Origin of the sequence: Janthinobacterium aestuarii (assembly GCF_046113285.1) — a bacterium.
In the GTDB taxonomy this organism is placed as follows: Bacteria; Pseudomonadota; Gammaproteobacteria; order Burkholderiales; family Burkholderiaceae_D; genus Janthinobacterium.
Window position 1 is genome coordinate 1,010,655 of record NZ_CP142524.1, and the last position, 24,022, is coordinate 1,034,676.

The following is a 24,022-nucleotide window of genomic DNA, read 5'->3' on the forward strand; positions in this document are numbered from 1 at the left end:
ACAAGTACAGGCGGAGGATGAAAAAGTGTGGAAAACGGGGAACGGCGGGCGCTGCGGGGCGGTGGGGGCGGGCAGACGGCGTTGCGCCATCTGCCGTATTGAGTCGCTTAGCGCGTCGTGCCGCGCCGCACCAGCGTGACGGGGACTTCCTTCAGGCGGCCCGGCATGGCGAATTTTTCCATGCGCTCGACCAGGCTCTTGACGGCGCGGCGCGCCAAGTCGCCCGCATCCTGGCGGATGGTGGTCAGCTGGTAGGCGTCGAGCGCCGCCATGGGAATGTCGTCGAAGCCGATCACCTGCAATTGCGCGGGCACGTCGATGCCGTACTTGCTGCGCGCCGCGTCGATGAAGCCGCAGGCGATCAGGTCGGTGGCGCAAAAGACGCCGTCGGGCAGCTTGCCCGAGGCGAGCAGGGCGTCGGCCGCTTCCTGGCCCGCCTGGTAGCCGATGGCGTCGGCCAGGTATTCGCCGGCCGTGCAGCGCTTCTTCGCCACGGCCGGCGCCAGGTGGTCGAGGAAGGCCTTGCCGCGCGCGATGCCGCTGAAACTGCTGGCGCGCGTGTTGACGAAGGCCAGCCGTTTGGCGCCGCTGTCGAGCAGGGTGCTGGCCGCCAGTTCGCCGCCATGGCGGTTGTCGCTGTTGACCACGTCCACGCCCTTCAGGTCGCGCGCGCGGTTGATCATGGCCACCGGTACTTGCCGCTGCAGGTATTCCGTCGCCACGGCGGACGGCGGCGAGCCTGACGTCATGATGACGCCGGAAATCTTGTAGCTGAGGAGGATGCGCAGCAATTCGCTGAGGCGTTCGGGATCTTCCGCATTCATCAGCAGCGGCACCAGCGCATGTTCGCTCAGGCTGCGCGTGACTTCGCCCAGCAGGGCCACGCGGAACGGGTCCGTGAAGCCCGTGATGACGACGCCCACCAGATTGCTTTGCCCCTGGTTCATGCTGCGCGCCAGGATGTTGACCTGGTAGCCCAGCGACTGCGCCGCTTCCATCACGCGGGCCCGCGTTTCGGGCGCCACGCTGGCGCCGGGCGTGAATGTGCGCGAGACGGCGGAGCGCGAGACGCCGGCCCGTTTGGCGACGTCCACCGAAGTGACCCAGGACTTGTCTTTTTGTTCCATTGACGGTGTAGATGATTGAGAGGCCGATGCACGATGCGGTGCGGCGCAACGCCGCGCCATCATCTTAGCCGAAAATCCCGGCCGCGGCGCGAACTGAATGCCGGTGGCACTATCAGTCACGCGGCGCGGCCGGCATGCCGGCCCTCAGCTTTTCAATCGTCCTACCACTTCGGCGTGTACTTCAGGGTGAACTGCACGTTGCGCGGGTCGCCATAATAGTTGTTCGACCCGGTGGTGTTGTAGGCCGGGATGATGTAGCGCTTGTCGAACAGATTGTTGACGTTGACCGACAGGGCCACTTGCGGCGTGGCTTGCCAGCCCAGGCGTGCATTCCAGATCGAGAAACCGGCAACCTTGAACGTGCGTTCGGTATCGACCGTATGGCTTTGCAGGCTGGTGCCGGCGCCCACGCTGAACTTGTCCCACGCGCCGGGCAGGGTATAGCTGGACCAAAGGCGCAGCATGTGCTTCGGCGTCCACGTCGAAAAGACCTGGCCCTTGTTGTCCGGATCGTCGAGGTAGGTCGTCGTCGTGTAGGCATAGCCGGCCGACAGCTGCAGGCCGCGCGCCACTTCGCCCGACACTTCCGCTTCCAGGCCCTGGCTGCGCACCTTGCCCGAGGCGCGCGAGCAGTACCAGCCGTCGCAGGCGAAACCGGCAGCGTAGTCGGTGACGGCGCGGTCCTTGTGGTCATAGCGGAATACGGCCAGCGAAGTGTTGACCTTGCCATCCACCAGTTCACCCTTGATGCCGCCTTCGTAGCTGCTGCCCGTGATCGGCTTGAGGGTGCGGCCGGCCACGTCGTGGTTCGTCTGCGGCTGGAACACGTCCGCATAGCTGGCGTAGGCCGACCATTGCGGCGTCAATGCATAGATCAGGCCCACCGATGGCGTGAACCTGGCCGTGGCGCGGGTGGCGTCGCGGTAGCCGTCCGGCGTGGCATACAGGAAGTCGTACCAGCTGAAGCGTCCGCCCAGCAGGGCTTTCAGCTTGCCCGTCAGCTGGCCGTTCCAGGTGGCGTACAGCCCTTTCTGGCGCATGTCGTAGGTGCTGTAGCTGCTCACGCCGCGCGCGGCGATGCTGTCGAAGTCCTGCCACGGGCGATGGTGCTTGATGTTGAAGATATCCGCGCCCGTTTCCCACGCGCGCGCATAGCGGTCGTTCGACGTCATGCTGACATAGCTGGCGCCGGCGACGACTTCCTGCGCGATGCCCAGGCCGTCGAATTTGCCTCGCACGAAAGCGTCGATGCCGCGCTTGCGATTGTCGAAATCGGTGGAAAAGTCGCCATAGCGCGCGCCGCTGCCGTCGGGTTTGATGGCGAAGGCCGTGCGCTGGTGCGTGGAGCTGGTGCTTTCATTCATGCCCAGCGCCGAGGCCTTCAGGCTCCATTGCGTATTGAAGTGGTGTTCCAGGTCCAGGTAGACGGTGCTTTGTTCCACCAGGCTGCGGTTCCAGTCGGCGCCCGTGAAGGTGGAGCGCGGCAGCGGCAGTGCGCTGCCGTCAACGTAGCGGGGCAGGCCGATGAACGTGGGGCGGCCGTAGGCCTTGACATGGCTGGCGGCCAGGCCGACCGTGGTGGCGGGCGCCAGGTCGTAGTCGATTGCCGCGTACAGGGTGCGGCTCTTGCTCCATACCTGGTCGATGAAGGAGTGGCTGTCGTCCTCGTCGACGATGGCGCGTCCGCGCAGGGTAGCTTCCGCGTTCAGGGGGCTGCTGATGTCGACCTGGGCGCCATAGTGGTCCCAGGAACCGGCGCGCCCCGTCAGCGTGATCGCGCGTGTGGCCAGCGGGCGCTTGCGCACCAGGTTGACGGAACCGCCGGGGCTGCCCGTGCCAACGAGCATGCTGGAAGCGCCGCGCAGCACTTCCAGGCGGTCGTAGATGACCATGTTTTCCTGGCCCCAGTTACCCAGCGCATAGGTGTTGCGGTCGATCGGCACGCCGTCGTATTGCCATTGGTCGATCTGGAAGCCGCGCGCCGTGATGACCACGCCCGGGCCCACGCCATGCACGCCCACCACGCCGGTGACGTTGTTGACAGCTTCGCGCAAGTCCGTGATGCCCTGGTCGTCCAGGCGCTGGCGCGTCAGCACGCTGACCGATTGCGGGATGTCCTTCATCGCCTGTTCACCCTTGCCGATGGTGAGCTTGCGCGCCGTGTAGGAACCGCTGCCTTCCGTGGTGGCGCCTTGTTCGGCCTGGCCGACGATGGTAATCGAGGGCATGGTGCGCTCGCCCGCCGAAGCGGAGCTTGCCGCCGCCGTGGGGGCGGACGCCGGTGCGGCCACCAGCACATAGCCGGTGGACGTCTTGCCGATGGCATAGCCGCTGCCGCGCAGCAGCATGGCGAAGCCGTCGTCGATGGCGTAGCTGCCTTGCAGGCCGGCCGTCTGCAGCCCCTGCACCTTGGCCGCGTCGATGACGATGGACACGCCCGCCTGCTGTGCATAGCGGTTCAGGGCGCCGGCCAGCGGGCCGGCGGGAATGGCGTAGCTGGCGACCGCCGGCACGGCCTGGGCGGCTGCCTGGGCATGCAGGGCGGCGCCAGCGAGCAGCATGGCCGCCAGGGCCAGCGGGCGCAGACGCGTGCGCAGGGTGTTCGGGGAGGAAACGGCAACGACTTGAGCGTACATGGTGACAGCCTTTTTTGAATGATCTCAGCTGCCTTGACGCGCGAGATGCGCCAACACGAACCTGCGTGGCAAATTATTTTTTTGCGGTGCCAGTGCTTGGCGCGTCGACCATCACCAGGTAGCGCGTCAGCATGCGGATGCGCAGTTGCGGGAAATTGTCGATCAACAGCTGCAGCGCCTTGTCCGTGTCGTCCAGCGGCAGCACGGCCGCCACGCGGATGCCGGCGATCTGCGCGCGGTCGTAATGCAGCTGGCCGGGACGGTGGCGCGCCAGCTCGTCGAGCACCTCGGCCAATGGCTGGTCGTCGACCACCAGCTGGTGCGCGTGCCACGCTTGCTGCACGCTGACCGCATCGATGGTTGTTAGCGGTCCGACGCCATCGCCCGTGATGCGCGTGCGCTGGCCCGCCCGCACCACGACGGCAGGATGTTGCGGCACCTGCGCCGATACTGTCGACTCCAGCATGTTCAGGATGGTGGCGCCGTCTTCCCGGCGCACGCTAAAGCGCGTGCCCAGCGCGCGGATCGCCGCCTGCCTGCTGTCGACGATGAAGGGGCGCTGCACATCCTTGGCGACGTCGACGAGGATGTCGCCACGCACCAGTTCCACGTGCCGCTCGCCCGCAGTAAAGCGCACGTTGACGGCGCTGCCGCCGGCCAGGGTGATCCGGCTGCCGTCGGCCAGGATGTGCGACTGCCATTGCCCTGTGGGGCTGCGCAGGTCGGCCAGCAGGTAGGCGGGGCGCTCGCTGGCGACCATGGCCGTGCCCAGCACCAGCATGGCGACGGCACTGGCGGCGGCCAGCTGGCGCAGGCGCTGGCGGGGGCGATCGGGGGAGATGGCGGCCAGGGCGGCCCGGGCGGGGCGATGGTCGCCGCCGGCCGGCTCGCGCACGGCGTGCAACTGGCGCAGCAGGTTTTCCATGCCGGCCGCTGCGTTCGCGTGCAGCGGGTCGGCCGCCTTCCATGCGGCGAAGCCGGAGCGTGCCTGTTCGCGCTCGGCCGGGTCGTCGGCGCTCAGGCGCACGATCCACTGCGCGGCCTGTTCGGCTGTCGCGTCGGTGCGCGCGCCCTTCATGCCGCCATGGCCGGGCAGGCGTGGCGGCAGGCCAGCAAGGCTTGCACCAGGTATTTTTGCACCATGCGCGTGGAGACGTTCAGCTGCGCGGCGACGGCGGCCTGCGGCTGCTCTTCCAGGTAGTGCAGCAAGAAGGCGTCGCGCGCCCTGGCGGACAAGCCGGCCAGCGCCGTGGCGATCTGCCCGAGCGCCTGCACTGCCATCAGGATCTCGTCTGGCGACGGCGCGCCGGGCAGGCTGTCGGCCAGCAGGGCCAGTTCCGCCAGGTAGCTGCGTTCAAGTACCTGCCGGCGCGCGCGGTCGAGCAGCAAGCGCTTCGCCGTGGTGGACAGATAGGCGCGCGGCTCGCGCATGCCGAACAGGGCGTCGCGCGAGGCGATGATGCGCACGAACGTGTCTTGTGCCACATCGGCCGCGCCATGCGGACAGCTGAGCTTTTTGCGCAGCCAGCCCACCAGCCAGCCATGATGCTCGCTGTAAAGCGACTGCACTTGCTGTTGCAGGCTGGGTTGGATGGCGGACATGGGGAATGAATAATATAAATGAGAATTATTCTCATTGTAAGCGCCAGCGGCGTCTCGCCACAATCCCCGATTGCATGCGGAGGGGGCGGGTGTTGCGCGCAGGCCGCATGCGCGGCGGCCGGAAATGAAAAAACCCGCCGCTGCACGGGGCAGGGCGGGTTCATCAATGCTGCAAATTCTTGGTGGTGATAGGTGGACTTGAACCACCGACCCCAGCATTATGAATGCTGTGCTCTAACCAACTGAGCTATATCACCAAACAGACCGGTCAGACCGGATGCTGGTTTTGACCAGGTGAAACCTGATCGATGTTCTTTGGTGGTGATAGGTGGACTTGAACCACCGACCCCAGCATTATGAATGCTGTGCTCTAACCAACTGAGCTATATCACCCAACAGCCGAGCATTATCCAGTCTTCCGATTTCCTTGTCAATGCTGGCGCAAAAAAATGTGCGGGTTTTTCGTGGTGGATTGTTGTATGGCTATTTCAGCAACGCTTGAATCTGCGCCAGCATGGCCGCGGCCGGGTCACGTCCCAGGCAATCGATGACGATGCGTTCCGGCATCGAGCGTAACCTAAGTCGAGCCTAGCGCTTGGCCAGTTGTTGTGTGGCGACGCTTATGTCAGCAAAGGGGCGATTTGTGCCAGCATGGCATTGGCCGGATCAGCTCCCAGGCAATCGATGACGACGCGTTCCGGCATCGAGCGCAGCCATGTCAGCTGCCGCTTGGCCAGCTGGCGCGTGGCGATGATGCCGGTCTCGCGCAGCGCGGCGCGGTCGATGCGGCCGTCGAGGTATTCCCAGGCCTGGCGGTAGCCCACGCAGCGCATCGAGGGCAGGCCCGGGTGCAGGTCGCCGCGCCGGCGCAGCTGCTCCACTTCATCGAGCAGGGCGTCGTTTTTCAGCATCAGGTCGAAGCGCGTGGCGATGCGCGCGTGCAGCACGGCGCGGTCGGACGGCTCCAGCGCGAACGATTGCAATTGAAATGGCAGCACGGTCTTTTCGCGGCGGTCCAGCAGGGCCGACATGGGCTGGCCGGACAGGGCGATGATTTCCAGCGCGCGGCCGATGCGCTGCGCATCCTGCGGCGCCAGGCGCGCGGCCGTGACGGGGTCCTGCTCGGCCAGGCGCGCATGCATGGCGGGCCAGCCGATGGCGGCCGCGTCTTCTTCCAGCCGGGCGCGCAGCACCGGATCGGCGCCGGGCAAGTCGTCGAGGCCATCGGCCAGGCCCTTGAAGTACAGCATGGTGCCGCCGACGAGCAGCGGCAGCTTGCCGCGCGCGGAGATGTCCGCCACCAGACGCAGGGTATCGTTGCGGAACTGGGCCACGGAATACGCATCGAGCGGGTCGATGATGTCGATCAGATGATGCGGTACCTGGGCCAGTTCTTCTTGCGACGGCTTGGCCGTGCCGATATCCATGCCCCGGTAGACGAGGGCGGAATCGACGGAAATGATCTCGGACGGGATGGCTTGCGCGATGGCCAGCGCACTGGCCGTCTTGCCGCTGGCCGTGGGGCCCATGATGGCGACGGCCAGGGGGAGATGTGGGGTGTTTTGCATGTTGACTCGTGTAAGGTGGTGCGTAGGTCGGCTTAGCGCAAGCGTAAGCCGACGTGATGCCGCCGCTGCAGTGTCGGATTACGCTTGCGCTAATCCGACCTACTGGCCGCGCAGGAACAGCTTGTCTAGCGCGTTGATCTCGACCTGCACCCAGGTGGGCCGGCCATGGTTGCACTGGTCGGCGCGTTCCGTGCTCTCCATCTGGCGCAGCAGGGCGTTCATCTCTTGCACCGACAAGATCCGGTTGGCGCGCACGGCTGTGTGGCAGGCCAGGGTGCCCAGCAATTCGTTCTGGCGCTCGATCAGCACGCGCGAGCCGCCGTATTCGCGCACGTCGCGCAGCACGTCGCGCGCCAGGGTTTGCGCGTCGGCGTTCTTGAGCAGGGTCGGCACGGAGCGCACGGCCAGGGTGGTGGGCGACAGGGCGGCGATGTCGAAGCCCAGCGCTTTCAAGGTGTCCTGGTTTTCATTCGCCGTCGACACTTCGATGGCGTCCGCATAGAACGTCACGGGGATCAGCAAGGATTGCACCTGCATGTCCTGGCCGGAGACCTGGGCCTGCAGCGCGTTTTTCAGCTGTTCGTACAGGATGCGCTCGTGCGCCGCGTGCATGTCGACCAGCACCAGGCCCTTGGTGTTCTGCGCCAGGATGTAGATGCCGTGCAGCTGGGCCAGGGCAAAGCCCAGCGGATATTCTTCGCGCGCCATCGCTTCGGGCGAGGCGATGTAGGGCTCCGCCTGCGTGACCGGCGAGTTGGCGGCACCTGCGCCGCCGCCGAACAGGGCGCCGTAGGCCGCCGTGTCCTGGGCCACGCCTGGCGCGTCGGCAAAGAAGGGGCGGGCCGCGCCGGGCGAGGCGGGCGCGAAGGTATTCGTAAATTGCGCGCCGAACGAGGTCTGCGTCTGCTCGCGGCGCCAGATGCCGGGGCCGCCATTAGCTGAGCCGGCGTCGCCGCCGCCCAGGGTGGAGGCTGCCGGCAGCGGTGCCGGCACGCTGCCGAAGGCCGTGGCCGATGTCTGCGCCAGCGCGCGCTGCACCGCGTGGAAGACGAACTGGTGCACGGAGCGGCTGTCGCGGAAGCGTACTTCGATCTTCGACGGGTGCACGTTGACGTCGACCAGGGCCGGGTCGAGGTCGAGCGCCAGCACGTACGACGGGAAGCGGTCGCCGTGCAGCACGTCTTGATACGCCATGCGCACGGCGTGCACGAGCAGCTTGTCGCGCACGAAGCGCCCGTTGACGTAAAAGAACTGGCCGTCGGCGCGCGCCTTCGACGCCGTCGGCAAGCCGGCAAAGCCGTGAATGCGCAGGCTGCCGGCCGACTCGTCCAGCGCCAGGCGCGCTTCGGCGAAGTCGTTGCCCAGGATGTGGGCGCTGCGCTTGGCCAGTTCGCTGATATTCCACTGGTCGATGGTGCGGCCGTTGTGCGACAGCGAGAACGACACGTCGGGCCGCGCCAGCGCGATGCGGCGCACGACTTCGGCGCAATGGCCGTACTCCGTCTGCTCGGATTTGAGGAATTTGCGCCGCGCGGGCGTGTTGAAATACAGGTCCTGCACGTCGACCGTGGTGCCGTGCGCGCCCGACGACGGCGACACGCTGCCGTTGTGCGAGCCGACGATTTCCCACGCATGGGCCGCATCCATCGTGCGCGAGGTCACGGTGACGGCGGCCACCGAGGCGATCGAGGCCAGTGCCTCGCCCCGGAAGCCCAGGGTGCCGACGTTTTCCAGGTCGTGCAGCGATGCGATCTTCGAGGTGGCGTGGCGCGCCAGGGCCAGCGGCAGCTGGTCTTTGTCGATGCCGCGCCCGTTGTCGGTGATCGCGATGCGTTTCACGCCCCCTTCTTCCAGCCGCACCGTGATCTGCGTGGCGCCCGAGTCGAGCGCGTTTTCCAGCAGCTCCTTGACCACGGCCGACGGCCGCTCGACCACCTCGCCGGCGGCGATTTGCGAAATCAACTGGTCAGGCAGGGCCTGGATCGGGCGGTGGGGCGTGATGGGAGCGTTCATGCCTTAATTATACCGGGGTCAGACCCGCAACGCCGCCTACGCAAAGCGTAGCGCCAACGTACTTGGGGTCAGACCCTCAACACCGTTAACACAAAATTTGGCGCTAACGTACCCGGGGGTCTGACCCCAGCCTTGATCCATATTTACTTCGCCACCTCCCGCACCGGTATCGGCGCATTGCACAGGTCGACGTGGCCGGCCGTGACCTTGCTCCATGGGCCGCCGCGATGGCGCTGGGCTTCCAGCACGGCCTGGTAGGCGGCGCTGTCGGTGCGCATCACTTCCAGGTTCACGCGCTGTTCCGGTGGCACGCTGGCGGCCAGGCGGATGGACTTGATCGGCACGTTTTTCTCGGGGCTGTCGTAAAAGCCCATGGGCGCCGTGCCGCGCGGCAGGGTGGACAGCAATGGCATGCCGGAGACGACCCGGCCGACGACCGTGATGTCGCGGTCCAGGTGGCGCGGCGACTGGCCGATGACGGCGTACAGCTCGGTGCCGCCGCCGCTGTCGCTGGCGCTGTCGCGGCCCACGCCCACGGTGGCATAGCAATGCGTGAGCCAGGCCGTGCCGGTCTTCGGGTCGCGCGCGGATGGAAAACCGTTCGAATGGCCGACCTGCGGCGCATAGCCGTCGACGTCCGGCAGACGCGTGAAGCTCTTGACGTTTTTCAATGGCACGGTGAATTCGCCGGGCAGGGTGCGCTGGGCGTGCTGGATGGGCTTGGGATTTTTCTCGTTCGGATCGCCCCACTGCGCCACCCAGTTGTCCTGCGCGCGCGTGATGGCCAGGCCGTCGTAATACTGTTCGGCCACCAGGGCCTTGATGTTGGCCACGTGCTTCGGTGCGAAGTCGGGCGCCAGTTCGATCACCACGCGGCCGGCGGGAATGTCCAGGTACAGGGTGTTGTCCGGGTCCAGCGCACGCCAGTCGGACGGTTTCGAGGCCTTGATCACGTCGGCCAAGGTTGCCTTGGCGGGCAGTTCGGCGGGCGCCTTGATCTGGACAGGGGCCGCGTGGGCCGTCAGATGTGCAAGGCCCAGTACGGTGGCCATGGTCAGGCCGCTCAATGGGTGTCGATACATGTTTTCTCCTGGTGGGCGCGGGTTGCGCCGTGGAGAAAGTGTATACCGGAATGGCAATATTTCGCTGTAAAAACATTGCAGATGGCAATCCTGACAGTTGCCTGCCGATATGGCGTTTCCTTAACCTTTACTTAAAATGCCACATCGCCAAGGGCGCTGCCGAATTAATCACGAAATATCGGCCCGGGGACTGCCGTTGCGCTGGCCGGGTGGTGTATGATTCCGCCGCTACCTTTAGGGAAAAATATATGGATTTTGTGCAATTCCTCGACATGATCGTGCATGTCGACAAGACGCTGGGCCTCTTGATCGAGCAGTACGGTACTCTCGTGTATGCGGTGCTGTTTGCCATTATTTTTTGCGAGACAGGCCTCGTGGTGCTGTTTTTCTTCCCTGGGGATACCTTATTGTTTATCGCCGGCGCGTTTTGCGCGACGGGACAGATGCACCTGGGCTTGCTGATCGCCTTGTTGGTGACGGCCGCCGTCACGGGCAACACGCTCAATTACTGGATAGGCGAGGCCATCGGGCAAAGGGTGTTTACCCACGATTACCGCTGGATCAACAAGGATGCCATGCGCCGCACGCATGAATTCTTTGAAAAGCACGGCGGCAAGACCATCATCCTGGCCCGTTTCGTGCCGGTGGTGCGCACCTTCGCCCCGTTCGTGGCCGGCATTTCCGACATGACGCATGCGCGCTTCCAGATGTACAACGTGACGGGCGCCCTGTTGTGGGTGGTCGGTCTGGTGACGGCGGGCTACTTCTTCGGCAATATTCCGTGGATCCGCGACCACCTGACCTTGATCGTGCTGATCGGTGTCGGCGCCGCGGTCGTGCCGGTGGTACTGGGCGGCTTGTGGAAACTCTACAAGCGCATGGTCGGCAAGTCGGCCTAAGGCCGCATGGATCCGGGGCAAGCGCGCTGCGGCACAGCCCGCAGCCGGCCCCGGATCCCGTTTTTCTCTCCGTTGTTTCTGTATTACGCCTGCGCTGATTCAAGTTTTGTTGCTTTCCAGCCGTAAACCAGAAGGTATTCTCACTTTCTGGATTTCCATGCGACATTTGAGCGCCCTGTTAGCTTGCAGCCTTGCCGCGATGGCGGCCATGGCAAGCGCCAAAGATGCCCCCGCTTCGGCGAGCGCGGCCGCCTCCGCGCCCATGTCGGCGTCGGCGCGCGCGGCCGCCATGAAAACCCTGACCGAATCGGTGAAGGGCAAGGAGGCCAAGGCGCCTGTCGTCGTCGCGCCCACGGCGCGCGAGAAGGAAGAAGCGGCCGAAGTCGACCTGTCCGAACGCATCGCGGCGCGCCTGGCGGAAATGCGCGCCACCCAGGCGGCCCGCGCCGCCGCCCGCGCCAAGCGCGCCGCCGTGGTGAAGGCGGCGGCGCCGCCACCGCCGCCCGTGGCGCGCGGTACGCACTGGTCGTACGAGGGGGAGAGTGGTCCGGCCAACTGGAGCAAGATCAATGTCGACTGGGCCAAGTGCGGCAATGGCAACCGCCAGTCGCCGATCGATATCCGCGATGGCATGAAGGTCGAGCTCGAGCAGATCAGCTTTGACTACCACCCGTCGTCGTTCAATGTGGTCGACAATGGCCACACGGTGCAGGTGGGCGTGAGCGGCGGCAATTACATCACGGTGCAGAACCGCATGTTCGAGCTGCAGCAATTCCATTTCCACCGTCCGTCCGAAGAGCGCATCAATGGCAAGGCATTCGAAATGGTGGTGCACCTGGTGCACCGCGATGCGGAAGGCCGGCTGGCGGTGCTGGCGCTGCTGCTGGAGCGGGGCGCGCCGCAAGCGACCATCCAGACCGTATGGAACAACCTGCCGCTGGAAAAATTCGACACCATGCAGCCGACCATCCTGCTCGATCCCGCCGAGATGCTGCCGGCGCGGCGCGACTACTACACGTATATGGGATCGCTGACTTCGCCGCCGTGCAGCGAGGGCGTGCTGTGGCTGGTGATGAAGCAGCCGGTGCAGGCGTCGCCGGCGCAGATGGCGCTGTTCAGCCGTTTGTATCCGCTCAATGCGCGCCCGGTGCAATCCGGTAACGGACGCATCATCAAGGAATCAAACTAAGAGCGCCTGAAAAAAGCCCATGGCGTTGTTGCCATGCCTCGTCGTACATGCGTACTGCCTTCGGCAAGGCGCCTAGCCCTGGACTTTTTCAGTCACTCTTACATAAATTCGAGGCGCTGGCGGCCGGTCCATTCGGCGCCGGCGGCCAGCAGGTCGGGCTGGATCAGGGCAGGCTCGATGCAGATGAAGCGCTGGTACTCGTCGTCGCCCAGGTCGGGCAGGGCGGCCGCGTCCTGCGCGCCGGGGTTCCACACGACGGCATCCGTGAAGCCCTGCTGCTCCAGGCGCAAGGTGTGGCCGCCGGACTGCAGGGTCAGGGCGCCCGGCAACTGGTAATAGATGCGGTCCAGCTTGTCCGAAAATTGCAACTCCTCTTCCGCCTGCAAGGCATCTTGCGGCGTCTCATCCGAATAGCGCACGCGCTGCAGGCCGCCAACGCGGGCCTCGCTCAATCGATCGATCGCAAAATAGCTGTGCAGGGCGGCCGAGAACGGAAACGCCTGTTCGCCCGTGTTGTGCACGGACAGGTGCAGTTCCAGCGATTGGCCTTGCACCGCCACGCGCAGGCGCAGGCTGAAGGCCCATGGCCAGCTGGCGGCGATCGCCTCCGGCAGGTCCGTGTGCCGCAGGATGAATTGCGCCCACGCGTCGCCATTGGCGTCGCCCGTCGATTCCAGCTGCCAGGTCGCCACGCGCGCAAAGCCGTGGCGCATGCCCGTGCCGCGCGCGCCGAACTGGGGGAAGATCACGGGCACGCCGCCCCGGATGGCGCGGCTGCCGTCGAGGGCGGAATCGCGGCTGCAGAACAGGCGCTCCTGGCCATCGCTGGTTTGCCACGAGACCAGGTGGCCGCCGTACAGGGTGACGGTCGCCTGCGCGCCATCGGCGGCGCGGATGGTCACGGCCGGCAGCTGGCCAAAGGTGCTGTTGCTCATGCTAGGCTTTCATGTCAGGTCAAACGGCTTTTCGCCAGCGGCGGATTCTTCGCAAAATAATTCTTGATGCCCGTGACGATGGCGTCGGCCATCTGGTCCTGGTAGCCGTTGTCGGTCAGCTTGGCTTCTTCCTCCGGATTCGAGATGAAGGCCGTCTCGATCAGGATGGACGGGATGTCCGGCGCTTTGAGCACGGCGAAGCCGGCCTGCTCGACGGAACCCTTGTGCAGGCGGTTGATGCCGCCGATTTCGCGCAGCACGGCCTTGCCCAGCTTCATGCTGTCATTGATCTGCGCCGTCGTCGACAGGTCGAGCAGCACGCTGGCCAGCTGCTTGTCGTGGTTCTTCACGTTCACGCCGCCGATCAGGTCGGCCTGGTTTTCCTTGTTGGCCAGCCAGCGCGCGGCCGTCGAGGTGGCGCCCTTTTCGGACAGCACGAAGACGGACGAGCCGCGCGCCGTCGGCTGGATGAAGGCGTCGGCGTGGATCGAGACGAACAGGTCGGCCTGCACCTTGCGCGCCTTTTCCACGCGCATGCCCAGCGGGACGAAGAAGTCGGCGTCGCGCGTGAGCATGACGCGCATGTTCGGCTGCAATTCCAGCTTGGTCTTGAGGCGCTTGGCGATGGCCAGCACCACGTCTTTTTCGCGGCTGCCCCGGCTGCCCATGGCGCCAGGGTCTTCGCCGCCGTGACCGGGATCGAGCGCGATGGTAATCATGCGCACCACTTTCTGGCCCGGCAGGGGGCGCGCTTCGGGGCGCTGTTCCGGACGCAGTTCGGGCACGGGCGGCACGGTGGGCGCCGGCGGCGTCACGGCGGCCACGGGCGGCTTGCCGCTCTCGGGCAGCGGCAGCGCGGGCGGCGGCGTATGCGTGTCGGCCATAGGCGGCTTGGCGGGGTCGCTCGACCAGTCGCCCTTTTCGATCATCTGCGCGATCAGGTCCGGCTCGCGCACGGGATACAGGTCGAAGATCAGGCGGTGGTTGTAGGAGCCGGCCGGCGGCAGGGTAAACAGCTGCGGCGTGACTTCCTCTTTCAGATCGAACACGAGGCGCACGACATTGGGGCGGTTCTGGCCCACGCGCACCTGCTTGATGTACGGGTCGTTCGACTGGATCTTCGCCACCAGGCCCTTCAAGGTGGGATTGAGTTCCAGCCCTTCGATGTCGACCACCAGCCGTTCCGGATCCTTGACGATGAAGTGGGTCGCCTTGAGGATGCTGTCGTTTTCCAGGGTGACGCGGGTGTAGTCCTCGGCCGGCCAGACGCGCACGGCGAGAATTTGCGCCGCCATCGCCGACATGGGCGCGAACACGGACAACAGCAGGGTGCCGCCGGCCTTGAGCACCGTGCGCCGGGTGATGGGCGAGGAGATCAAAGGTTCGGGGCGAATTTGAGACGGTGAAGGCATGACAGACCCAATTCAGAAGACGCTTGCAATTCTACATCACGTCCTGTACCCGCAACGTTCAAATAAATATTCAGGTCGGCCGGCGGCAGCACCGGTTCGGCTTTCTCCGGCCATTCGACGATGCAGATATTGCGGCCGTCGAAGTCTTCGCGAAAGCCCGCGTCGAGGAATTCCTCGGCACTGCCCATGCGGTACAGGTCGAAGTGGATGACGTTGACGCTCTGGCCGTCGAGCCGCACCGTGTACGGTTCGGACAAGGTGTAGGTGGGGCTTTTGACGTGGCCCGCGTGGCCGGCCGCGTGCAGCAGGGCGCGCGTGAGGGCCGTCTTGCCGGCGCCCAGGTCGCCGTGCAGGTAGATCGCCAGGCCCGGCGCCAGCGCGCGCGCCAGCGCGGCGCCCAGCGCGGCGGTGCCGGCTTCGTCGTGGAGGTGGGCTGTGAAGTGTTCGGTCATGATCTTCCGTATCGCATAAAATGGAGGCTGCTGTCATTGTAACCGCCCGCGCGCCTGCCGTTTTCCGTAAAGTCCCCTATGTCCGCCACCACCACCGATCTCGCCGTCCTGGCGCGCACCATCAAGGAATGGGGGCGCGAGCTGGGTTTTGCCGAGGTGCGCATCGCCGACGTGGACCTGTCGCACATGGAAGCACCGTTGCAGGCCTGGCTCGATGCAGGGTATCACGGCGAAATGGATTACATGGCCAGCCACGGCATGAAGCGCGCGCGCCCGGCCGAACTGGTGCCGGGCACGGTGCGTGCCATCAGCGCGCGCATGAACTACCTGCCGCCGGCGCTGGGCCCCGACTGGCGCGCACACGAGGCGGCGCGCGACGCCGACCCTGCGGCGGCCGTGATCTCCGTGTATGCGCGGGGCCGCGACTATCACAAGGTGATGCGTTCGCGCCTGCAGCAGCTGGCCGACCGCATCAAGGGCGCGATCGGCGATTTCGGCTACCGCGTCTTCAGCGATTCGGCGCCCGTGATGGAAGTCGAGCTGGCGCAAAAAGGCGGCTTGGGCTGGCGCGGCAAGCACACTTTGCTGATCAACCGCCAGGGCGGTTCCTTCTTTTTCCTCGGCGAGATCCTCATCGACGTGCCGCTGCCCGTCGACCCGCCCGAGACCCCGCGCTGCGGCCAGTGCTCGGCGTGCATCACGGTGTGCCCGACGCAAGCCATCCTGGGGCCGTACCAGCTCGACGCGCGGCGCTGCATCTCCTACCTGACGATTGAGCTGAAGGGCGCGATTCCCGTCGAGATGCGCCCCCTGATCGGCAACAAGGTGTACGGCTGCGACGATTGCCAGACCGTCTGCCCGTGGAACAAGTTCGCCCAGCGCGCCGTCGTGCCCGACTTCGACGAGCGCCACAGCCTGGGCAGCGCCGGCATGGTGGAGCTGTTCGCCTGGACGGAAGAGGAATTCAACCGCCGCATGGAAGGCAGCGCGATCCGCCGCATCGGCCACGAACGCTGGCTGCGCAACCTGGCCGTCGGCATGGGCAACGCGGCCGCCAAGGCCCGGGGCCAGGCCGACATCGTCGCGGCCCTGCTGTCGCGCCGCGCGCATCCGTCGGCCATCGTGCGCGAACACGTCGAATGGGCGCTGGCGCTGCACGGCATCGCCTAGCGTTTTTTAAACCTGCTTCAGGCGCAGCGCCGACCACTCGCTGTCGATGGCGATCATCGCCACGCTGTCGAGACCTGTTGCCTGCGCATACAGGCGAATATCGTCGCGGTGGATATCGCTGCCCGCCTTGATGCCACCCTTGCGGTAGGCCACCCAGACCGCGCCGCCCGGCGCCAGCCGCGCCTGCGCCGCCGGCAGGAACTGCTCCAGTTCCGCGCGGCTGCGCGCGAACAGCAGTAGCCAGTCGGCGTTCTCTCCTTCGCTCACCCGCCGTTCGGCCGGCAACTGCGCCAGCAGGGCGGCATGCTCGCCGCCGTCATTGAGCACGGCCAGGGCTCTGGCATTTTTCACAACCATTTTCTCAGCAACAGTTTTTTCAGGCATGGCATCGGCGTGTCGATTGGGAAAAGACGAGCATAGCAAATTTCTCCTTGACTTATCGATATATCGTTATAAAATAGCGATACCTACTAACGATATATCTTTAAAGAGAAAACATGAGAAACTCACACCACGCAGAACACGGCCATTGCGGCCAGCATCACCATCACCATCAAGGCGGGCATCGCCACGAACACCATCACGAATACTTCATGCACGGCCGCGGCCCGCGCGGCTTCGACGAGCGCGGCGACGGCATGGGCCATGGCGGCCCCGGTGGCCGGGGCGGGCGCGGCGAACGGGCCGAGCGCGTCTTCGGCCGCGGCGATCTGCCGCTGATCGTGCTGGCGCTGATCGAAATCAGCCCCCGTCACGGCTACGAAATCATCAAGGCCATCGAAGAGCGTTGCGGCGGCGCGTATGCCCCCAGCCCCGGGGCCGTGTATCCGACCTTGACCTTGCTGGAAGAGCAGGACCATGTGACGTCCTCCGAAAGCGCCAGCGGCAAGAAGCTCTACACGATCACGGAGCTGGGGCGCGCCTATCTCGACGAGAACCGCGCCCAGGTGGACGGCATCCTGGCCCGCCTCGACATGTTTGCCCGCGTCCAGGCACGCAACGCCTTGCCCGAGCGCGTGCGCCAGGCCATGCACACCCTCAAGCATGCGCTGTTGCTGAACAAGACCAGCTGGAGCGAAGCGGAAGCCGAGCGCGTGTCCGCCGTGCTGGAGCAGGCGGCGAACGCCATCGTCGACGGCCACTGAGCCCACTTTACAAGGACAAGCAATGACTACTGCCTCACCTGCAATCCCACGCCCGCATGCCATCGAGCGCGTGCGGCATGACTTGAAACTGCGCGTGCTCACCGTCGTGCGCACCGAACAGCTGACGCCGCACATGCGCCGCATCACGCTGGCGGGCGACGACCTGGACGGCTTCGTCTCGCCCGCGCACGACGACCACGTGAAACTGTTCTTCCCCGCCCCGGGTCAGACCACGCCCGTGTTCCCCGTACTGGGCAATGGCGCCAATCCCATCGAGTATGCGGAAGGGCCGCGCCCCATCGCCCGCAATTACACGCCGCGCCGCTACGACGCCGAACGGCGCGAGCTGGAAATCGACTTCGTGCTGCATGGCGATGGCCCCGCAGCCAGCTGGGCGGCGCAAGCGGCGCCCGGCCAGACCCTGGGCGTGGGCGGGCCGCGCGGCTCGATGCTGGTGCCGCTCGACTTCGACTGGTATGTGCTGGTGGGCGACCAGACGGCCTTGCCGGCCATCGCCCGCCGCCTGGAGCAGCTGCCGGCCACGGCGCGGGCCATCGCCGTGATCGAGATCGTCGAAGACGGCGAGCAGATCGCGCTCGAGTGCGCGGCGCAGCTGGACGTGCGCTGGGTGGCGCGCAATGGCCGCCAGGGCCCGCTGCTGCTCGACGCCTTGCGCCAGATCGCGCTGCCGTCAGAGGGCGACGGCTACGTGTGGGTGGCGTGCGAGCATGCGCAGGTGCAGGGTTTGCGCGGGCATTTTATTGACGCCGGGGTGCTGAAGCAGCATCTGCATGTGGCCAGTTACTGGAAGCATGGGGCGGCGGAGCACCATGAGCATCACGATGCGTGATGGTGGTGATGGTGGTGTCGGGTTACGCGCTTTGCGCTAACCCGACCTACGCCGACCTACGTTGCAATATACGGCGTAATCCAACGTTACCGCCATTACTTCAACAACCCCGCCAGCTCCACCGCCGTCTTGACCTGCATCTTGTCGAAGATATGCGCGCGGTGGACTTCCACGGTGCGCATGCTGATGCCCAGCTTGTCGGCCACCACCTTGTTCATCTTGCCCGCCAAAATCAGGTCCAGCACTTCGCGTTCGCGCGTCGACAGGGTGGCCAGGCGCGCGTGCACGGCGGCCAGTTCGCCCGCCTGGCGCGAGTTGGCCAGGCCCTGCTGCACGCGGTCCATCAGGTCGTTGTCGTTGAACGGCTTTTCAAAGAAATCGAAGGCGCCCCGTTTCAGGCTGTCGACGGCCATCGGCACGTCGCCGTGGCCGGTGAGGAAAATCACGGGCAGGCGCGCCGTCAGGTCGCGCTTGACCAGCTGGTCGAACAGGGCGATGCCGTTCATGTCGGGCATGCGCACGTCGAGCAGCACGCAGTCGCCGGCGGCGTCGAAGCCGCCGTCCAGGCTATCGAGAAATTGCTGGGCGCTGGCGTAGCTGCGCGCCTCGATGCTGCGCGAGGCGGCCAGCCAGGAGAGGGAGTCGCGCACGACTTCTTCGTCGTCGATGATGTGTAGCATGGTGTCTCCGGCTTGTCGGTTATTCGTTATGCGTTATTGCCTGGTGCGGCGCGCGGCGCGGCCGGCACGCTGAAGGTAAAGATGGTACCGCCAGCGGGGTTGGCGCCGAAGGTCAGCGCGCCGCCGTGAAATTCGATGGCAGTGCGGCAGATGTTCAGGCCCATGCCCATGCCTTCGGACTTGGTCGAGAAAAACGGCGAAAACAGCCGCTCGGCCACGTCCACCGGGATGCCGTGGCCATGGTCGATCACGTCCACCGTCACCATGCCTTGCTGCGCGTCGTGGCTGGCCCGCAGACGCATGATACGCCGTCCGGGCGCCGCATCCTGCATGGCTTCGATGGCGTTGCGCGTCAGGTTCAGCAGCACTTGCTCGATCATCACGGGGTCGGCGCGCAGCAGCGGCAGGTCCGGCGGCAGCTCTTCCTGGATGGTGACATAGTATTTGCGCGCCTGCAGGTCGATCAGCGCGCGGATGCCGTCGATCAGGGTGCGCAGGGCGATATCCTGGCGCTGCGGTTCGCTCTTGCGCACGAAATCGTGCACGCTGCGGATGATCTGGCCGGCCCGCTGCGCCTGCGCGCTGGCCTGTTCCAGCGCCGGCTTCAGGGTGCCCGGATCGACGGGGGCGTCATGCTCGATGGCGCGGCGGATCAAATTCAAGGCCCCTGTCGTGTAGCTGGAAATGGCCGCCAGCGGCTGGTTCAGTTCATGCGCCAGCATCGACGCCAGCTCGCCCATGGTGGCCAGGCGCGAGCTCGTTTGCAGCTTTTCCTGCTGCTGGCGATTGAGCTCCTCGACGCGCTTGCGGTCCGAGATGTCGAGCACGGAACCCATCCAGCCCGTCTGCTGGCCATTCTTGTCCACCAGCGGCGCTTCGAAGATCAGCACGGGCACGCGCGTGCCGTCCGGGCGCTGGAAATAGGTTTCGAACTGCGGCGTGGGATTGCCGGCCAGGGCCTTGACGAAGCGCTGCTGGTATTCCTCCAGCGCCTCCGGCACCCAGTAGGGCATGGGCGGCAAACGGCCCAGGATTTCCTCGGGCGGATAGCCGACGATCTGGCAAAACGCGGGATTCACGTAGGTGACGCGGCCTTCCAGGTCGCGCGCGCGCATGCCCGTCACCAGCGAGTTTTCCATCGCCGTGCGGAACAGCATCTGCTGGCGCAGCGCGCCTTCAGCCACCAGGCGGCGCGAGATGTGGCGCCACAGGGCCAGCAAGCTCCACAGCAAACCCAGCGACAGGGCGATGACGGAGCCGACCAGCAGATTGGGCAGCAGCTTGGGCTGGCTTTTCACGCTGTCGGTAAACAGGGTGATGGTGGCGCCGGGCACGTCGAGCGCGCGCTTGTGCGTGTACACGCCGTGGCCGGGGCCGGCGGCGGCGCGCCGCGCCAGCACCTTGTCGTCGCGGTCGATCAGCGAAATCTGGTTATCCTGCGCAAACCACCACGGCACCATTTCATCGAGCAGGCTGCTGATCTGATAGGTGGCCACCAGGCTGCCGACATAGCGCTGACCATCGAACAGGGGCTGGTGGTAATCCATCAGCATGGCGCCCGGCGGCGCATCGGGAAAGCCCGTCTGCTGCGAAGGCTGGGCGTATTGGCCCCGGTGCAGGCGGCGCGCATTGTCGGCCGCCGTCAGCGAGGCCGGCGCAAACGACAGGGCGTGCGGCAGATTGTTGTCGCTGGTGGCCAGCACCTTGCCGTTGGTATCGAGCCACAGCACGCGCTGCAATTCGCGGCCATTGCGCAGCATCTGCTGCAGCCGTTCGTGCACTTTTTCCGCCGACAGGGAGCCGCTGGCGATGTCCACGCCCAGGTTGAACAGGCTTTCCTCGTTGCGCGCCAGCTGGAAGCGGATGGTCTGCTCCACCCACAGCGTATCGGCGATCAGCTGCTCCTGGCGCTCGTTGCTTTCCATCTGGCGTGCCTGCCAGGGTAGCCAGAACAGGATGGACAGGAACAGCAGCAGCAGGATGACGGGCAGCAGCCAGCGCATCGGACTCGATAGCTTGAAGCGGCGCGCAAGGGTGGGGGGAGTCGGCATGGCTGGCAGGGTAGCGGCTTATCGGGAACCGGCTATTGTGGTTAACCACAATAGCCGAGGCAGTTTCTTTGGCACAATATTCAAGTAGACAAATAATAAAGTTTTTCTAAACACCATTCAGGAGACAAAAATGCAGATGAAAACCATGTTCGTCGCGCTGTGCGCGGCCATCGGCGCCACCGCCGGCGTCCACGCTTACGCGCAAGCCCCCATCGTCATCAAGTTCAGCCACGTCGTGGCCACGGACACGCCAAAAGGCCAGGCCGCCGAACGTTTCAAGCAGCTGGCCGAAAAAGCCACGAATGGCAAGGTCAAGGTCGAACTGTACCCGAACAGCCAGCTGTACAAGGACAAGGAAGAACTCGAAGCCCTGCAGCTGGGCGCCGTGCAGATGCTGGCGCCGTCGCTGGCCAAGTTCGGCCCGCTGGGCGTGAAGGAATTCGAAGCGTTCGACCTGCCCTACATCTTCCCCGCCAAGACGGCGTTGTACAACGTCACCGAAGGTGAAATCGGCAAGAGCCTGCTGAAAAAACTCGAACCCAAGGGTATCACGGGCCTGGCCTACTGGGACAATGGCTTCAAGGTGATGTCGGCCAACAAGCCGCTGCATACCCCGGCCGACTTCAAGGGCCTGAAAATGCGCATCCAGTCGTCGAAGGTACTCGATGCGCAGATGCGCGCGCTGGGCGCCAACCCGCAAGTGCTGGCCTTCTCGGAAGTGTATCAGGCGCTGCAGACGGGCGTGGTTGACGGCACGGAAAATCCGCCATCGAATATGTACACGCAAAAGATGCATGAAGTGCAAAAGCACGTGACCGTGTCCAACCACGGCTACCTGGGCTATGCCGTCATCGTCAACAAGAAATTCTGGGATGGCTTGCCGCCTGATATCCGCACGCAGCTGGAAAAAGCCATGCGCGAGGCGACCACGTTTGAAAAAGCCATCGCCCAGCGCGACAACGATCAGGCCCTCGACGCCATCAAGAAAGCGGGCAAGACCCAGATCTATACGCTGACGGTGCAGGAACAGGCCGAGTGGCGCAAGGCGCTGGCGCCCGTGCAGAAAGCCATGGAAGGGCGCATCGGCAAGGATCTGATCTCGGCCATCAACAAGGAAAGCGCGAAGTAAGCAACTTGCTGTAGCGCACCGCCTGGTGCGCCGGGCAGGGTCTTCCCTGCCACTGGCTTGAGTGACTCCTGCGCGTCCTGCGCGGGAGTCCGTGTACCCGCATTCATTGAAAGTCCACCATGAAATTTCTGGATCACCTGGAAGAGTGGCTGATCGCGTCCCTGATGGGCGCCGCCACCTTCATCATCTTCGTCGCGGTCGTGCACCGCTACCTGGCAGGCTTGCCGATTCCGGGCCTGCAAGACTTCCTGATTCAAATCAATACCAGCTGGGCCCAGGAACTGTGCATCTACATGTTCGTCTGGATGGCCAAGTTCGGCGCCGCGTATGGCGTGCGCACGGGCATCCACGTGGGCGTCGACGTCCTGATCAACCGCATGAACCCGCGCTGGCGCGACCGTTTCATCGTCTTCGGCCTGGGCGCCGGCGCCCTGTTTACCGGTATCGTGGGCACCCTGGGCGCCAGCTTCGTGTGGTCGATCGGCCACACGGACCAGACTTCGGCCGACATGGAAATACCGATGTGGCTGGTCTACCTGGCCGTGCCGCTCGGTTCTTACCTGATGTGCTTCCGTTTCCTGCAGGTGATGGTGCATTTCATCAAGACGGGCGCCTTGCCGAAACACGACCACTCGCACGTCGAGGGCCTGGAAGATGAACTGACGGCGGAAGAAAAAGGAGCCAAGGCATGAACGCGCTGATTATTTTTGTGCTGCTGCTGGCACTGATGCTGACCGGCATGCCGATCTCCATCTCGCTGGGCCTGACGGTATTGACGTTCCTGTTCACCATGACCAGCGTGCCCATCGAATCGGTGGCCCTGAAGATCTTCACGGGCATCGAGAAATTCGAAATCATGGCCATCCCGTTCTTCATTTTGGCGGGTAACTTCCTCACGCATGGCGGGGTGGCGCGGCGCATGATCAACTTCGCCAGCTCCATGGTCGGCCACTGGCACGGCGGCCTGGCGCTGGCCGGCGTGATGGCGTGCGCGCTGTTTGCCGCCGTCTCCGGCTCCAGCCCCGCCACCGTGGTGGCGATCGGCTCCATCATCCTGCCGGCCATGGTCAAGCAGGGCTATCCGCGCGGTTTCGGCGCCGGCGTCATCACGACTTCGGGCGCGCTGGGCATCCTGATCCCGCCCTCGATCGTGATGGTGATGTATTCCGTCAGCACGAACACGTCCGTGGGCAAGCTGTTCATGGCGGGCGTGATTCCCGGCATGATGCTGGCCATGCTGCTGGGCCTGACCACGTGGTTCTTGGCGCGCAAGCACAACTATCCGCGCATGCAGAAGGCCAGCTGGGGCGAGCGCTTCGTCACGTTCAAGAAAAGCGCCTGGGGCCTGCTCTTGATCGTCATCGTCATGGGCGGCATCTATTCGGGCGCGTTTACGCCCACGGAAGCGGCCGCCATGGCTGCCGTGTACGCCTTCATCATCGCCGTCTTCGTCTACAAGGACTTGAAGATCAAGCAAGTGGGCAAGGTCTTGCTCGATTCGGCCGCCATGTCGGCGATGCTGTTGTACATCATCACCAATGCCGTGCTGTTCTCGTTCCTGATGACCAGCGAAAACATCCCGCAGGCGATGGCCGAATGGATCACGGGCAAGGGCCTGGGCGTGATCAGCTTCTTGCTGGTGGTCAACGTACTGTTGTTGTTGGCTGGTAACGTCATGGAACCGTCGTCGATCGTGCTGATCATGGCGCCGATCCTGTTCCCCGTCGCCATGAAGCTGGGCATCGATCCCGTGCACTTCGGCATCCTGATCGTGGTCAACATGGAAGTGGGCATGTGCCATCCGCCCGTGGGCTTGAACCTGTACGTGGCGTCCGGCATCACCAAGATGGGCATCTCGGAGCTGACCGTGGCCGTGATGCCGTGGCTGCTGACGATGCTGGCCTTCCTGGGCTTGATTACCTACGTACCACAAATCTCGCTGTGGCTGCCAAATTTAATTTACAACTAAAACAGTTGTCCCCTTCATGGTGCAAAAAAAGTCGATCCTGCCGAACAAATGCGCTATGATGGGCAGCCTTAAGGGGAAACACGTATATGCATATGCGCCCCGGTAGCAAGGCT

Annotated in this window: 21 protein-coding genes and 2 tRNA genes; 8 read left to right on the top strand and 15 right to left on the bottom strand. The window is 64.8% G+C overall.

Features of this window, described 5'->3' with window-relative positions; genetic code table 11:
* Nucleotides 1-107 precede the first annotated feature (107 nt).
* The 9 genes from OX462_RS04565 to OX462_RS04605 all read right to left on the bottom strand — a co-directional run bounded on the left by OX462_RS04565 (nucleotide 108) and on the right by OX462_RS04605 (nucleotide 10,028).
* Nucleotides 108-1,127, bottom strand: a complete 1,020-nt coding sequence (locus OX462_RS04565) for a LacI family DNA-binding transcriptional regulator (protein WP_121670411.1) — start codon at nucleotides 1,125-1,127, stop codon at nucleotides 108-110.
* A 161-nt stretch (nucleotides 1,128-1,288) separates the two neighbouring features.
* The gene (locus tag OX462_RS04570; RefSeq protein ID WP_409027876.1) at nucleotides 1,289-3,763 is read right to left on the bottom strand and encodes a TonB-dependent siderophore receptor; all 2,475 of its coding nucleotides are present in this window, start codon (nucleotides 3,761-3,763) and stop codon (nucleotides 1,289-1,291) included.
* 73 nt (nucleotides 3,764-3,836) lie between these two features.
* Nucleotides 3,837-4,841, bottom strand: coding sequence for a FecR family protein (locus OX462_RS04575; RefSeq protein WP_070300266.1), 1,005 nt, complete (start codon nucleotides 4,839-4,841; stop codon nucleotides 3,837-3,839).
* Entirely contained in the window at nucleotides 4,838-5,365 is a 528-nt protein-coding gene (locus OX462_RS04580) for a sigma-70 family RNA polymerase sigma factor (protein ID WP_070223020.1), read from the bottom strand. Before OX462_RS04580 ends, OX462_RS04575 begins: the two co-directional genes overlap by 4 nt.
* 180 nt (nucleotides 5,366-5,545) lie before the next feature.
* Nucleotides 5,546-5,622 (bottom strand) — tRNA-Met (locus tag OX462_RS04585).
* Nucleotides 5,623-5,681: 59 nt separating this feature from the next.
* A tRNA-Met gene (locus OX462_RS04590) sits at nucleotides 5,682-5,758 on the bottom strand.
* Nucleotides 5,759-5,985: 227 nt separating this feature from the next.
* On the bottom strand, nucleotides 5,986-6,933 hold the full coding sequence (gene miaA / locus OX462_RS04595) for a tRNA (adenosine(37)-N6)-dimethylallyltransferase MiaA (RefSeq protein ID WP_409027877.1): 948 nt from the start codon (nucleotides 6,931-6,933) through the stop codon (nucleotides 5,986-5,988).
* 99 nt (nucleotides 6,934-7,032) lie between these two features.
* Nucleotides 7,033-8,946 carry a DNA mismatch repair endonuclease MutL gene (gene mutL / locus OX462_RS04600; RefSeq protein ID WP_409027878.1) on the bottom strand — a complete coding sequence of 638 codons (1,914 nt, stop codon included), beginning with the start codon at nucleotides 8,944-8,946 and terminating at the stop codon, nucleotides 7,033-7,035.
* Nucleotides 8,947-9,089: 143 nt separating this feature from the next.
* Complete coding sequence (locus OX462_RS04605) at nucleotides 9,090-10,028, bottom strand: peptidylprolyl isomerase (protein WP_409027879.1); 939 nt, start codon at nucleotides 10,026-10,028, stop codon at nucleotides 9,090-9,092.
* Between the two features lie 248 nt (nucleotides 10,029-10,276).
* Here OX462_RS04605 and OX462_RS04610 point away from each other — a divergent pair, with 248 nt between their 5' ends.
* On the top strand, nucleotides 10,277-10,927 hold the full coding sequence (locus tag OX462_RS04610; protein WP_070223029.1) for a VTT domain-containing protein: 651 nt from the start codon (nucleotides 10,277-10,279) through the stop codon (nucleotides 10,925-10,927).
* A 208-nt stretch (nucleotides 10,928-11,135) separates the two neighbouring features.
* Entirely contained in the window at nucleotides 11,136-12,116 is a 981-nt protein-coding gene (locus OX462_RS04615) for a carbonic anhydrase (RefSeq protein WP_409027880.1), read from the top strand.
* Between the two features lie 98 nt (nucleotides 12,117-12,214).
* On the opposite strand, the gene OX462_RS04620 is transcribed toward OX462_RS04615, so the two are convergent.
* From OX462_RS04620 to tsaE, 3 genes are read right to left on the bottom strand one after another with little or no spacing between them, the layout of a single operon-like run.
* A complete protein-coding gene (locus OX462_RS04620; RefSeq protein WP_409027881.1) occupies nucleotides 12,215-13,051 on the bottom strand; it encodes a D-hexose-6-phosphate mutarotase in 837 nt (278 codons plus the stop codon).
* Between the two features lie 14 nt (nucleotides 13,052-13,065).
* The gene (locus OX462_RS04625) at nucleotides 13,066-14,463 is read right to left on the bottom strand and encodes an N-acetylmuramoyl-L-alanine amidase (RefSeq protein WP_070223035.1); all 1,398 of its coding nucleotides are present in this window, start codon (nucleotides 14,461-14,463) and stop codon (nucleotides 13,066-13,068) included.
* Nucleotides 14,427-14,915, bottom strand: coding sequence for a tRNA (adenosine(37)-N6)-threonylcarbamoyltransferase complex ATPase subunit type 1 TsaE (tsaE, locus tag OX462_RS04630; protein WP_070312279.1), 489 nt, complete (start codon nucleotides 14,913-14,915; stop codon nucleotides 14,427-14,429). The genes OX462_RS04625 and tsaE overlap by 37 nt, the downstream gene beginning before the upstream one ends.
* 78 nt (nucleotides 14,916-14,993) lie before the next feature.
* Here tsaE and queG point away from each other — a divergent pair, with 78 nt between their 5' ends.
* Nucleotides 14,994-16,085 carry a tRNA epoxyqueuosine(34) reductase QueG gene (gene queG / locus OX462_RS04635; RefSeq protein WP_409027882.1) on the top strand — a complete coding sequence of 364 codons (1,092 nt, stop codon included), beginning with the start codon at nucleotides 14,994-14,996 and terminating at the stop codon, nucleotides 16,083-16,085.
* A gap of 6 nt (nucleotides 16,086-16,091) precedes the next feature.
* Here queG and OX462_RS04640 read toward each other — a convergent pair whose 3' ends face one another.
* A complete protein-coding gene (locus OX462_RS04640; RefSeq protein ID WP_230502195.1) occupies nucleotides 16,092-16,436 on the bottom strand; it encodes a DUF3052 family protein in 345 nt (114 codons plus the stop codon).
* Between the two features lie 242 nt (nucleotides 16,437-16,678).
* Here OX462_RS04640 and OX462_RS04645 point away from each other — a divergent pair, with 242 nt between their 5' ends.
* A complete protein-coding gene (locus tag OX462_RS04645) occupies nucleotides 16,679-17,230 on the top strand; it encodes a PadR family transcriptional regulator (protein WP_409027883.1) in 552 nt (183 codons plus the stop codon).
* Between the two features lie 22 nt (nucleotides 17,231-17,252).
* Nucleotides 17,253-18,080: a siderophore-interacting protein gene (locus tag OX462_RS04650; protein ID WP_409027884.1), complete on the top strand. Its 828-nt coding sequence runs from the start codon at nucleotides 17,253-17,255 to the stop codon at nucleotides 18,078-18,080.
* Between the two features lie 95 nt (nucleotides 18,081-18,175).
* Here OX462_RS04650 and OX462_RS04655 read toward each other — a convergent pair whose 3' ends face one another.
* Both OX462_RS04655 and OX462_RS04660 read right to left on the bottom strand, forming a co-directional pair.
* Complete coding sequence (locus tag OX462_RS04655; protein ID WP_070287725.1) at nucleotides 18,176-18,760, bottom strand: response regulator transcription factor; 585 nt, start codon at nucleotides 18,758-18,760, stop codon at nucleotides 18,176-18,178.
* A 26-nt stretch (nucleotides 18,761-18,786) separates the two neighbouring features.
* Nucleotides 18,787-20,811, bottom strand: coding sequence for a sensor histidine kinase (locus OX462_RS04660; RefSeq protein WP_070287727.1), 2,025 nt, complete (start codon nucleotides 20,809-20,811; stop codon nucleotides 18,787-18,789).
* A gap of 136 nt (nucleotides 20,812-20,947) precedes the next feature.
* Here OX462_RS04660 and OX462_RS04665 point away from each other — a divergent pair, with 136 nt between their 5' ends.
* From OX462_RS04665 to OX462_RS04675, 3 genes are all read left to right on the top strand, one after another.
* Nucleotides 20,948-21,940: a TRAP transporter substrate-binding protein gene (locus tag OX462_RS04665; RefSeq protein WP_409028728.1), complete on the top strand. Its 993-nt coding sequence runs from the start codon at nucleotides 20,948-20,950 to the stop codon at nucleotides 21,938-21,940.
* 119 nt (nucleotides 21,941-22,059) lie between these two features.
* Nucleotides 22,060-22,632 carry a TRAP transporter small permease gene (locus tag OX462_RS04670; RefSeq protein WP_070312269.1) on the top strand — a complete coding sequence of 191 codons (573 nt, stop codon included), beginning with the start codon at nucleotides 22,060-22,062 and terminating at the stop codon, nucleotides 22,630-22,632.
* Nucleotides 22,629-23,909: a TRAP transporter large permease gene (locus OX462_RS04675; RefSeq protein WP_070223052.1), complete on the top strand. Its 1,281-nt coding sequence runs from the start codon at nucleotides 22,629-22,631 to the stop codon at nucleotides 23,907-23,909. The genes OX462_RS04670 and OX462_RS04675 overlap by 4 nt, the downstream gene beginning before the upstream one ends.
* The last annotated feature ends 113 nt before the right edge of the window (nucleotides 23,910-24,022 follow it).